This window comes from Nocardiopsis sp. CNZ308 (assembly GCF_004217075.1).
Genome location: NZ_SHKJ01000001.1, coordinates 5,393,919 through 5,406,478, shown reverse-complemented (window position 1 = coordinate 5,406,478; position 12,560 = coordinate 5,393,919). Strand labels below are relative to the sequence as shown.

5 protein-coding genes are annotated in these 12,560 nt (G+C 69.9%); 3 read left to right on the top strand and 2 right to left on the bottom strand.

The window, feature by feature from the left end; translation table 11 throughout:
* Positions 1-46: 46 nt before the first annotated feature.
* Positions 47-1,921, bottom strand: coding sequence for a non-ribosomal peptide synthetase (locus EV372_RS23160; protein ID WP_253793060.1), 1,875 nt, complete (start codon positions 1,919-1,921; stop codon positions 47-49).
* Between the two features lie 36 nt (positions 1,922-1,957).
* Positions 1,958-3,229 carry an MFS transporter gene (locus EV372_RS23155; RefSeq protein ID WP_486484029.1) on the bottom strand — a complete coding sequence of 424 codons (1,272 nt, stop codon included), beginning with the start codon at positions 3,227-3,229 and terminating at the stop codon, positions 1,958-1,960.
* A gap of 377 nt (positions 3,230-3,606) precedes the next feature.
* Between EV372_RS23155 and EV372_RS23150 the strand changes: the two genes are divergently transcribed.
* The 3 genes from EV372_RS23150 to EV372_RS23140 all read left to right on the top strand — a co-directional run bounded on the left by EV372_RS23150 (position 3,607) and on the right by EV372_RS23140 (position 12,507).
* Positions 3,607-3,828 (top strand): MbtH family protein, encoded by a 222-nt coding sequence (locus EV372_RS23150; protein WP_013152778.1) that lies wholly within the window; start codon positions 3,607-3,609, stop codon positions 3,826-3,828.
* Positions 3,829-3,945: 117 nt separating this feature from the next.
* Positions 3,946-5,181 (top strand): aminotransferase-like domain-containing protein, encoded by a 1,236-nt coding sequence (locus tag EV372_RS23145; RefSeq protein WP_197044297.1) that lies wholly within the window; start codon positions 3,946-3,948, stop codon positions 5,179-5,181.
* A 117-nt stretch (positions 5,182-5,298) separates the two neighbouring features.
* Positions 5,299-12,507, top strand: coding sequence for a non-ribosomal peptide synthetase (locus tag EV372_RS23140; protein WP_130397746.1), 7,209 nt, complete (start codon positions 5,299-5,301; stop codon positions 12,505-12,507).
* Positions 12,508-12,560 lie beyond the last annotated feature (53 nt).

The window sequence follows — 12,560 nt, the reverse complement described above, 5'->3', positions numbered from 1 at the left end:
GGCGGCTGGGACGGACGGTCTCTTCGTCAGGGCCGCGGGTGCGGGTTCACAGGCCGAGTTCCTTCTGGAGTTCGCTGACCTCGCGGTCCGGGACACGCCTGGTCGGCCCGGCCCCGGCCCCGGCCTCGGCGTCCACGGTGGCCGCCCCGGCGATCGCCGTCGCGGACTGGTGCCTGAGGACGTCGGTCGTGGAGACCACGACTCCGGAGTCCCGGGCCCGGGTGACCACGCGGAACGCCCGGATGCTGTCGCCTCCGCGTTCGGTGAAGAGGTCCCCGGGCCCGAGCCCGGGTTCCTCCAGCACCTCGCGAAGGATGTGGAGGAGGACCTCCTCGACCGTGTCCGCCCGGTCCGGTGCGCGCTCCGCGCTCCTCGTCGGCTCCGGGAGCGCTCCCCTGTCGAGCTTGCCGTTGGCGTTGAGCGGCATCTCGTCCACCCTCAGCAGGGCGGAGGGCACCATGTAGTCCGGCAGTGTCCTGCCCAGGTGCCGGCGCAGTTCGGCCTCGTCCACGCCGCCGCCGTCCACGACGAAGTAGCCGACGAGACCGCGCGCCCCGTCCCGGTCCTCCCGCACCACGACCGCGGCCCGGGAGACGGCGGGGTGGGAGGCGAGCACCGCCTCGACCTCCCCCGGCTCGACACGGAAGCCGCGGATCTTCACCTGGTCGTCGACGCGCCCGAGGAACTCCAGATCGCCGTCGTCGTTCCGCCGGACGACGTCACCCGTCCGGTACATGCGCTCTCCCGGGGCGAACGGCGAGGCGACGAACCGCTCGGCGGTCAGCCCTGGCCGGTTGAGGTACCCGCGGGCGAGGCGGGCGCCGGTGATGTAGAGCTCGCCGGGAGACCCGGCCGGCGCGGGCGCGAGCGCGTCGTCCAGGACGTGGACGCCCGTGTCCGGGATCGGTGCGCCCAGCGTGGGGCGGGGGGTGGCGTCGGTGTCGGTGGCCACCGCCTCCACGGTGGCCTCGGTCGGCCCGTAGGTGTTCATCACGCGGGTTCCCTCGATCCCTCGGAGCCGCTGCCAGAGGGCGTTCGGGAACGCCTCCCCGCAGGAGAGCAGCACCCGGGGCGCGTGATCCCCCCTGCCCCACTCCGCGGACCGCACCAGCGCCCCCCAGTAGGACGCGGTGAACACGACGCAGTCGAGTCGGTGTCGGCTCATGATCCGCACGAAGCGGTCGACGTCCCGGTAGTCCTCCTCCGCGTAGAGGTGCATCTCGTGGCCCGCGGCCAGTCCGATGACGGAGTTCCAGCCGACGTCGAAGGTCAGCGCGGCGGTGTGGGCGATGCGCAGGCGCCGTCCGGCGCCCGCCTCGTCGAAGAACCGGCTGTAGTGGCGGCTGTACAGACCCAGGCTGGACTGGGAGATCTGCACGCCCTTGGGTCTGCCCGTGGAGCCGGAGGTGTACATGATGTACGCGAGGTTGTCGGGGCGCAGCGGCGACCGGCGCTCCTCGTCGCGGACGTCGTGGTCGGCGGGGTGTCCGCCGGTGTCGCCGTCCTCCCCCAGGCGCAGGAACGTCATCGGCGCACCGTGGCGGGCGAGGGCGTCGGCGCCCCGGTCATCGGTGACGGCGACCTTCGGGGCGCTGTCGGCCAGGACGTATCCGATGCGCTCGCGGGGGTGGGTGGCGTCGATCGGAAGGTAGACGCCGCCCGCCTTGAGCACGGCGAAGAGGGCGACGATCGCGCCCGGACAGCGCCGCATCGACACCGCCACGCGCGTCTCCGGTCCCACCCCGGCGTCGATGAGCGCACGCGCGAGCCGGTTGGCCCTGGCGTTGAGGTCGGCGTAGGTGTGGGCGCGGCCCGCATGCACGAGGCCGGTCGCGTCCGGCTGGTTCCTGGCCTGGCGTTCGAGAAGGCCCGCGAGGAAGGTCTCCGCCTCCGCGCCGCTCACCGCACTGTTGGTCGCCATCATGAGTCCCCGATCGTTTCTCCGCTGGTGTCCTGGTCAGTTGGGGTCGGCCTCGCTGGTGGACCTCTCCGGGGAACCGTCGCCGTCAGCGGACTCCACGGGCCACGCCATGGTCCGGAAGCCCCGGTGGGCGAAGGCGAGGAGCACGCACACGGCGAGTACGGCGGCCAGGGTGAGGACCGCGTGGCCGGGCCGCAGGAACTCCAGGAGCAGACCGGCCCCGGCCATGCCGACGGCGCCTCCCACCCCGTAGAGGGTCATCGCCGCCGCGATCACCCTTCCCCTGATCTCGTCGGACACCTGACGGAAGATCAGCAGGTCGACCAGGATCCGCATCGCCGGGACGCCGACGGTGAGCAGGAACAGGAGGGCGGCCAGCCACCAGGGGCCCCACGGGACGGCGAAGAGCGCGATGAGGAGGACGGTGCTGCCGCCCACCGCGAGCATGACCCCGCCGGGGGGCAGCAGCCGGTGCAGGGGCTTGACCAGGAAGGCGCCGACCAGGCCGCCCGCCGCCAGGCCCATCATGGCGAAACCGATCACCGTGGAGGACGCGCCCTGTTCCTCCAGGACCACCACCGAGATCAGGAGGAAGGGCGCGCTCACCGCGTTCATCAGGACGGTGAAGAGCAGGACCCGGCGCAGCTCGGTGGCGGCCGCCATCGTCCTGAGGCCCGACAGCATCCGGGTCCAGGCCGATCCGTCGGCGTCCTCCTCGGAGCCCCCGGGCCGGGGTGGGACCGGGCGGACGAACAGTACGCACACGACGGAGAGGGCGAAGGTGATCGTGGTGAACACGAAGGGCGTCGCCATGCTCACCGCGTACAGGAATCCGCCCAGCGGGGGGCCCGCCATGGCCGCGCCGTTGCTGCGCACCTCCTCCTGGGTGAGGGCCGAGGTGAGCTGTTCCCTAGGCACCACGGCGCGGACCAGGAGCATGCGCGCCGAGCCGCCCAGCGGTGTGACCAGGCCGAGGAGTGCCGCGACGACCAGCAGGTGGGGCAGGGTGAGCGTCGCGAACAGGAGCGCCGCCACCACGCTCAGCGTGGCGGCCGCCCGGGTGCCCTCCGCCAGGAGCAGGAGCGCGCGCCGGTCGTACCTGTCGCAGAGCTCCCCCGCGGGCAGGGCCGCGAGGAGCGTGGCGACCATCTGCACGCCGCCGAAGGCGCCCGCCCAGGCGGGGGAACCGGTCAGGGCCAGGACGACCAGCGGGTAGACGAGTTCGGAGACCTCCAGTCCGAAGAACGAGAACGCCGACCCCACCCACAGGAGCTGGAACCTGCGGTTCCGCCGTAGCGGAACGTCCACGGTCGGCGCCCCGGCTCCCTTTCGTCCTTCGTCTTCCACGCGGTTCCCCTGCTCCCGATCGCCTCCCGCCGGGGCACCCGCCATAGGAAAAACAGCTGGTCACCCGCTTGCCAGTCCGAAGCATATTCCACGAGTGCGCTTTTTCCCTGTCATCAACCGGACAACCCGGCGCTCTTTCCGAGCGCCCCTTCGTTTTCGCAGGTCAAACCTTGATCGAAGCCCGGAGGAAGCCGTGGCAGGTTCCTGACATGGAGTTTCCCGATACCCTCCTTGTCCTTCCGGAGAGGGTCTACCTACGCTTCCTTAGACACCGGCAAATCGTCACGAAGCCGTCAAAGCAAGGCTCGTTCACCATCCACCACACCCCGGAGAGCGCCATGGGCAACCCCTTTGACAACGAGGACCTCTCTTTCCTGGTTCTCGTCAACGAAGAAGGCCAGCATTCCCTCTGGCCCGCCTTCGCCGACGTCCCCGAAGGGTGGGAAGTCCGGGTCCCGAGCTCCCCGCGATCCGAATGCCTCTCCTACATCGAGGAGAACTGGACCGACATGCGTCCCAAAAGCCTGGTCGACGCCATGCTCTCGGACGAGAAGAACTGAGAAAACGGGTCCACGCAGCATCACCTGGAACAGGAAAAGACCGAACGGTGGGGATACGAAGTGGACCTGGCGCTCTCCGACATGCACGCATCACTTGACTCGCCGACCACGGAGTCGATGAATTTCCTGAACGAGATCGGGAACGTCTACCCCGACGCCATCTCGTTCGCCGCGGGGCAGCCGTTCGAGGGCTTCTTCGACCTCGACGCCGTCCACCACTACCTGGACGCGTTCCGCGTCCACCTCACCGAGGAGCGGGGGCAGAGCGAGGAGCAGGTCCGCCGCACGCTGCTCCAGTACGGCAGTGCCAGGGGGATCGTCAACGACCTCATCTGCCGCAACCTGGAGACGGACGAGGGCATGCGGGTGGACCCCCGTGCCGTCGTCGTCACCTCCGGCTGCCAGGAGGCCCTCTTCCTGGTGCTGCGCGCCCTGCGCGGGGACCCGTCGGACGTGGTGCTCGCGGTGCGGCCGAACTACTCGGGGCTCGACGCGGCGGCGCGCCTGGTGGAGATGGGGGTCCGCCCGGTCCGGGAACCGGCTTCGGGGATCGACGGTGAGAGCCTCACCGAAGCCGCGGAGGAGGCACGCCGGGAAGGGCTCAACCCCCGCGCCTGCTACGTGATCCCGGACTTCGCCAACCCCACCGGGCGCAGTCTGTCGGTGGCCGCCCGGCGGAGCCTGCTGGAGAGCGCCGAGGAACAGGGGATCCTCCTCATCGAGGACAACCCCTACGGCGTCTTCGGCCCCGAGGAGAGCGGCGCCCCCACCCTGAAGTCCCTGGACACGTCGCGGTCCGTGGTCTATCTCGGTTCCTTCGCCAAGTCCGGTATCCCGGGAGCGAGGGTCGGATACGTCGTCGCCGACCAGCGCGTGTCGGCACACGAATCATCGGACACCCTTTTCGCCGACCACCTGGCCAAGGCCAAGGGAATGCTCAACATCAACACCTCCCCGATCACTCAGGCGGTGATGGGGGGAAAGCTGATCATGAACGGATTCAGCCTCCGTTCGGCGAACAGCCGGGAGAGGAACGTCTACCAGGGCAACCTGTCCCGCCTCCTCCAGGAGATGTCCCGGAGGTTTCCCGAAGGGGAGGGCCACGGCGTCAGTTGGAACACCCCGTCGGGAGGGTTCTTCCTGACCCTGGAGGTCCCCTTTCCCGCGAGTGACGAGGCCCTCGGCGTCTGCGCGCGAAAACACGGTGTGCTGTGGACCCCCATGCACCACTTCCACGGCGACGGAATTCCACGGAACGAGATCAGGCTCTCCTTCAGCCATCTCACCCAGGACAGGATCGCGCTCGGTGTCGAACGTTTCGCCTCGTTCGTCACCGACCACGTCGGCGGCTGAATTCCCGCTGCCCGCACACGGCGGGGGAGATGACCCGCGGGCGTCCGTGACCCACTCCGCAGTTCTGACCTTTTCCGTGTCTCCCCACGCCCACACTCCTTTCAGAGAGGCCGATCCGTGTACCCGTTGTCGTTTGCCCAGCGTCGGTTGTGGTTCCTGTCGCGGTTGGAGGGCGCTTCGGCGACGTACAACATTCCGGTGGTGACGCGTGTGCGGGGGCCGGTGGATGTGGGTGCGTTGGGTGCGGCGCTCAATGACGTGGTGGGTCGGCACGAGGTGTTGCGGACGGTGTTCGCCGAGGTGGACGGCGAGCCGGTGCAGCGGGTGCTGGAGCCGGGCTCGGCCCGGGTGGGGTTGGGGGTGAGCGAGTGCGCCCCTGATCAGGTGGGTGGGGTGGTGGCCGACCACGCGGCTCACCTGTTCGACCTGGAACACGACATCCCCGTGCACGCCCACCTGGTGCGGGTGCTACCTGAGACGAATGCTGACCAGGAGGCCGGTCCAGGTTCTGACCAGGGGTCTGCGGCGGGTGCTGTTCAGGAGTGGGTGTTGGTGTTGGTGGTGCACCACATCGCGGGGGACGGGGCCTCGATGGGTCCGCTCTCCCGGGACCTGGGACAGGCCTACCAGGCCCGATGTGCTGGGCAGACCCCCCGGTGGGAGGAGCTGCCGGTGCAGTACGTGGACTACGCGTTGTGGCAGCACGAGTTGTGGGGCGGCGACGATGAACCCACCGACCTGACCCGGGAACAGGTCGAGTTCTGGCGCCAGCACCTGGCCGGAGCCCCGGAAGAGCTGGTGCTGCCCACCGACCGGCCCCGCCCGGCGGTGTCCTCCTACCAGGGAGGACAGGTCAGCGTGGCCGCCCCCGAAGGGGCGGCAGAGCGGGTGCGCGCCCTTGCCCGGGCCAGCGGCGCGACGGTGTTCATGGTCGCCCAAGCCACGGTGGCCGCTGTGTTGAGCCGGTTGGGTGCGGGCACCGACCTGGTGTTGGGCACGGTGGTGGAGGGGCGTGAGGATCCGGCGTTGGAGGACCTGGTCGGGTTCTTCGTCAACACCGTGGCGCTACGCACCGACCTGAGCGGCGACCCGTCTTTCACGGAGTTGCTGGGGCGGGTGCGGGAGGCGGATCTGGCGGCCTTCGATCACGCCCAGGTTCCCTTCGAGCGGGTGGTGGAAGCCCTGCGCCCCTCGCGGTCGCTGTCCCGCCATCCCCTGTTCCAGGCGTTCGTGTCGTACACCAGTGGCGGCGCGGACATGATGTCGCTGCCCGGCCTCGTGAGCACAGCTCACCGTGTACAGAGCGATGCCGTGCACTTCGACCTCGAATTCGGCTTCGAGGAGGCGGAGGCCCTCGACGGGAGCGGGCTCCAGCTCAGCGTGAACGTCGGCTACACGAAGGACCTCTTCGACCAGGAGACGGCCCGGCTGTTAGGTGAGCGCCTGGTGCGGATGCTGGAACAGGTGTGCGCGAATCCGGATACCGCGGTGAGCCGGTTCGATTCCCTGGCCCCGGGGGAGCGGAAGACCCTTCTCCAGGCCTGGGGGACGGCCGAGCCCGCCGCCGCGGCCCCCCTGGAGACGGTCCTCGACGTCTTCCGCACCCAGGTGGAGACGGCCCCCGACGAGATCGCCCTGGTCGCGCAGGACGGAGAACTCGACTTCAGGACGTTGAACACGCGCGCGAACCGACTCGCGGCCGTGCTCCGTCGGCGAGGCGTGGGGGCTGAGAGCCGGGTGGTTCTGGCGCTACCCCGCACCTGTGACCTGCTGGTCTCCATGCTGGCCGTGCTCAAGGCGGGCGGCGCCTTCGTTCCGGTCGAACCCGACTCCCCAGCGGACCGGACCGCCCTCATCCTCGCGAACAGCCGCCCCTCGCTGATCGTGACCACCGGTGCCTGGAACCAAGGACGGGAGCTCGGCGTACCCGGACTCGTCCTGGGCAGCCAGGAGGTCCGCGCGGAGATCGACCTCCAGTCCACCGACGACCCCGGGCCCGAGTACCGCCCCGCTCCAGAACATCCGGCCTACGTGATCCACACGTCCGGCTCGACCGGAGTTCCCAAGGGCGTGATCGTGGAGCACCGATCCCTCCGGGCCCACCTGGGATCGATCCGGGACGGGCTCCTCGCACCGGAGTGCCGGTCCGCGGGCAAGAGCCGGATGCGGCTGGCCCTCATCGCGCCCTTCTCCTTCGACGCCTGCTGGGACGAGATCGCGGGCATGCTCGCCGGTCACGAACTGCACCTGATCAGCGATGAGGTCCGGCATGACGCCGACCTGCTCAAGGACTACGTCGTCGAGCAGCGCATCGACTTCCTGAACACGACGCCGACGCTCGCCCAGTACCTGGTGAACGCGGGCCTGTTGGACGATCCCCGGCACTGCCCCGCCATCGTGTCGACCGGTGGCGAAGCGATAGGCGAATCGCTGTGGAACAGGCTGGCCCGGTCGGAGACGTCGGGCTACAACTACTACGGCCCGACGGAGACGACCGTCAACGCGACCAGCGCCCGGATCACCGAGCGGGACGTCCCGTCGATGGGTGGTCCGGTTGCGGGTACTCGGCTGTTCGTTCTGGATGAGGGGTTGTCCCTGGTCCCGGCTGGTGTGGTGGGTGAGCTCTACATCTGTGGTGCGGGTCTGGCCCGGGGGTACGTCAACCAGCCCTCTGTGACCGCTTCACGGTTCGTGGCCTGCCCTTTCGCACCCGGTGAGCGGATGTATCGCACCGGGGACCTGGTCCGCTGGACCCCTCAGGGCGAGCTGGTGTTCGTGGGCCGCTCCGACGACCAGGTCAAGGTACGGGGCTTTCGCATCGAACTCGGTGAGATCGAAGCCGCCACCACGGCCCTGGACGGGGTGCTTGACGCGGTCGCGTCGGTGCATCAGAGCGCGGATGGTGACAAGCGCCTGGTGGCCTATGTGGTCCCCGAACCGGGCAGGACGATCGATTCCGAGCGGGTGCGCCGTGATCTGGGTCGGGTGGTGCCGGAGTACATGGTGCCCTGGGCCGTGGTGGAACTCGACGCACTGCCGTTGACCGTCAACGGCAAGGTCGACCGAACCGCGCTGCCCGCACCCCACATCACCGCAGGCCAGGGGCGTACTCCGCGCAACCCGCGCGAAGAGGTCCTGTGCGGGCTCTTCGCCCAGGTGTTGGGGGTGGAGCGGGTCGGGATCGATGATGACTTCTTCGCTTTGGGTGGGCATTCGTTGTCGGCGACCCGGTTGATGGGTCGGGTCCGCTCGGTCCTGGGCGTGCGCGCGGGAGTACGAGCACTCTTCGAGGCTCCCACGGTGGCGGGGTTGTTGCCCCGCTTGGAGGGGGTGGAGGGCTCAGGCGGGGTGGTGGGGTTGTCGCGTGTGGGGCGGCGGCCTGGTGTGGTGCCGTTGTCGTTTGCTCAGCGCCGGTTGTGGTTCCTGTCGCGGTTGGAGGGTGCTTCGGCCACGTACAACATTCCGGTGGTGACGCGTGTGCGGGGGCCGGTGGATGTGGGTGCGTTGGGTGCGGCGCTCAATGACGTGGTGGGTCGGCACGAGGTGTTGCGGACGGTGTTCGCCGAAGTCGGGGGCGAGCCGGTGCAGCGGGTGCTGGAGGCCGACACCGGGGGGCAGGTGGAGTTGGGGGTCAGTGAGTGCGCCCCTGATCAGGTGGGTGGGGTGGTGGCCGATCACGCGGCTCACCTGTTCGACCTGGAACACGACATCCCCGTGCACGCCCACCTGGTGCGGGTGCTACCTGAGACGAATGCTGACCAGGAATGGGTGTTGGTGTTGGTGGTGCATCACATCGCGGGAGACGGCGCCTCGATGGGTCCGCTCTCCCGGGACCTGGGACAGGCCTACCAAGCCCGATGTGCTGGGCAGACCCCCCGGTGGGAGGAGCTGCCGGTGCAGTACGTGGACTACGCGCTGTGGCAGCACGAGTTGTGGGGCGGCGACGATGAACCCACCGACCTGACCCGGGAACAGGTCGAGTTCTGGCGCCAGCACCTGGCCGGAGCCCCGGAAGAGCTGGTGCTGCCCACCGACCGGCCCCGCCCGGCCGTCTCCTCCTACCAGGGAGGACAGGTCAGCGTGACCGCCCCCCAAGGGGCGGCGGGGCGGGTGCGCGCCCTCGCCCGGGCCAGCGGCGCCACGGTGTTCATGGTCGCCCAAGCGGCGGTGGCCGCTGTGTTGAGCCGGTTGGGTGCGGGCACCGACCTGGTGTTGGGCACGGTGGTGGAGGGGCGTGAGGATCCGGCGTTGGAGGACCTGGTCGGGTTCTTCGTCAACACCGTGGCGCTACGCACCGACCTGAGCGGCGACCCGTCTTTCACGGAGTTGCTGGGGCGGGTGCGGGAGGCGGATCTGGCGGCCTTCGATCACGCCCAGGTTCCCTTCGAGCGGGTGGTGGAAGCGCTGCGCCCCTCGCGGTCGCTGTCCCGCCATCCCCTGTTCCAGGTGTCGGTGGCCTGGGAGGAGGACGGCGGGTACTCGGGTGTGGAGCTGCCCGGGGTGGAGGGTGTGTCGGTGCAGGTCGCGGAGGTGGCGGCCAAGTTCGATCTGTTCTTCGGGTTCGGGGTGGACGCTGCGGGCGGGCTGCGGGTGAGCGTGGTCTATGCCCGTGACCTGTTCGACCAGGCCACCGCTCGTCTTCTTGCTGAGCGCCTGGTGCGGGTGGTGGAGCAGGTGTGCGCGGATCCAGGGGTAGCGGTCCGCGACCTGCACATCCTGGGAGCAGACGAACACGACCAGCTACGCACCTGGGGCACGGGCCCGACCACCGCGCACACACCGGACACCATCACGGACTCCTTCCGCTCCCAGGCGGCGCGCTCCCCCCAGGCGGTCGCGGTCGAGTCCGGTACGCAGCGGTTGACGTACGCGGAACTGGACGCGCGGTCCAATCGTGTGGCGCGGTGGTTGGTGGCGCGCGGGGTGGGTCCGGAAGTGCCCGTGGTGGTGTCGATGGGCCGGGGTGTGGGGCTGGTGGTGGGCCTGCTCGCGGTGATGAAGGCGGGTGGTGTGTACGTACCCGTGGATCCGGACTATCCGCCCGCGCGTCAGCGGCACATCGTGTCCGGGACCGGGGCCCGTCTGGCGCTGGTCGATGGGACCGCCGCCGTGCCGCCCGAGGGGATCGAGTCCGTCCTCCTCCAGGAGTTGGACCTGGGCGGGTATGCGTGCGGGCCTTTGAGCGACCGCGATCGTGTGTCTGCGTTGAGGTTGGCCAACACCGCCTATGTCATCCACACCTCGGGATCGACCGGTGTGCCCAAGGGGGTGGCCGTCACCCACACCGGAATCGACCGGCTCATCTCCTGCAACCCCCTGCGCGAGGGCGACCGGGTCGCCCTGTGCATCTCGCCCGCCTTCGACGTCTCCGTCCAGGAGATCTACGCGCCGCTCTGCCAGGGCGCCACTCTGGTCATCCCCGACGAGGGCCTGACCGGGTTCGAACTCTCGGAGTTCATCGCGGAGCAGCGTGTGACCTCCCTGACCGTGCCCGTCGCGGTGCTCGCGACGATGCCCGAGAACGGCCTTCCCTCACTGCGCCGACTGGTCGTCGGCGGGGAGGCGTGCCCTCAGCGCCTGGTCGATCTGTGGGCGCCGGGTCGCAGCATGCACAACGCCTACGGGCCGACGGAGAGCACCGTGTGTGCGACGGTGTCGGCCCCCCTGCGGCCGCTGGGGCAGGACGGTCCCGTGACCATCGGTGGACCGGTCGCCAGTACCGAGGTGTTCGTTCTGGATGAGGGGTTGTCCCTGGTCCCGGCCGGGGTGGTGGGCGAGCTCTACATCTGTGGTGCGGGTCTGGCCCGGGGGTACGTCAACCAGCCCTCTGTGACCGCTTCGCGGTTCGTGGCCTGCCCCTTCGCCCCTGGTGAGCGGATGTACCGCACCGGGGACCTGGTCCGCTGGACCCCTCAGGGCGAGCTGGTGTTCGTGGGCCGCTCCGACGACCAGGTCAAGGTACGGGGCTTTCGTATCGAACTCGGTGAGATCGAGGCCGCCACCACGGCCCTGAACGGGGTGGCGGACGCGGTCGCGTCGGTGCATCAGAGCGCGGACGGCGACAAACGTTTGGTGGCCTATGTGGTCCCCGAACCGGGCAGGACGATCGATTCCGACCGGGTGCGTCGTGATCTGGGTCGGGTGGTGCCGGAGTACATGGTGCCCTGGGCCGTGGTGGAACTCGACGCGCTGCCGTTGACCGTCAACGGCAAGGTCGACCGAACCGCGCTCCCCGCCCCGGAGGTGGTCTCGGGAACGGGCCGCACTCCGCGCAACCCGCGCGAGGAGGTTCTGTGCGGACTCTTCGCCCAGGTGCTCGGGGTGGAGCGGGTCGGGATCGACGACGATTTCTTCGCTCTGGGCGGGCATTCGTTGTCGGCGACCCGGTTGATGGGCCGGGTCCGCTCGGTCCTGGGCGTGCACGCGGGAGTACGAGCACTCTTCGAGGCCCCCACGGTGGCCGGCCTGGCCGAACGGCTGCTGCCGGACGGCCTCTTCCAGCGCGACGGCCGCCCCCACGGCATCGGTGGGGTGACGACCTACCACGGCGACGGCGGCCTGCCCCCGCTCTTCCTCTTCCCACCCGTCAACGGCCTGGGCTGGTGCTACTCCAGTCTGCTGGGGCACCTGCCTTCGGATCGCCCCGTCCACATCCTCCACGACCCGCGCCTGGAGACGGACGAGGCCCTTCCCCTCACGGTGGCGGAACTCGCCTCGCACCACGCGGAACGGATCCGCGAACTCTCCTCCTCCCGTCACCGCGTGCTGCTGGGCTGGTCCTTCGGCGGCACCGTGGCCCAGCAGGCGGCGCGCGAGCTGACCGAGGCCGGGGAGGCCCCCGACCAGCTGATCCTCCTGGACGCCCACGTCGGCGGCGCCGACCGGACCGACCCCGACCCCTCCCCCGAGGACGTGTGCTCGGCCGCGTTCGACGGCCTCGTGGTGCCGATCGGTCCCGCGGACGACCGGCCGCGGATCCCGGACGTACGCGCGGCCCTGGAAGCGAGGGGGAGCGCTCTCTCGATTCTGGACGACCCCGTCCTGGAGCGCCTCTTCCAGATCGCGCGCCACAACGTGGCGGCGATGGCCGCGCACCGTTCGGCGGGGACGGACGTGCCGACCGCCTTCGTGGAGGCGCGCCAGGAGGGGGACGAACCCCCCGCCGCGCACGGCTGGGCGGGCCTCCTCGGTGCGGACGTGCGTGTCCGTGCCACCTCGGTCGACCACTTCGCCCTGCTCTCGCCCCGGTCCGCCGGGGCGGTGGGCCCCCTCGTCTCCTCTCTCCTTCCCGAGGTGGACCGGCTGGACGGCACCCCGAACCGCTGACGACCACCCGCCCATCACGCCCAGGTCCGTATCCACAAGAAATGGATTCCCGT

Coding starts and splice junctions, on each gene's coding strand:
- EV372_RS23160 (WP_253793060.1), bottom strand. CDS start 1,921: ATGGCGACCAACAGTGCGGTGAGCGGCGCGGAGGCGGAGACCTTCCTC.
- EV372_RS23150 (WP_013152778.1), top strand. CDS start 3,607: ATGGGCAACCCCTTTGACAACGAGGACCTCTCTTTCCTGGTTCTCGTC.
- EV372_RS23145 (WP_197044297.1), top strand. CDS start 3,946: ATGAATTTCCTGAACGAGATCGGGAACGTCTACCCCGACGCCATCTCG.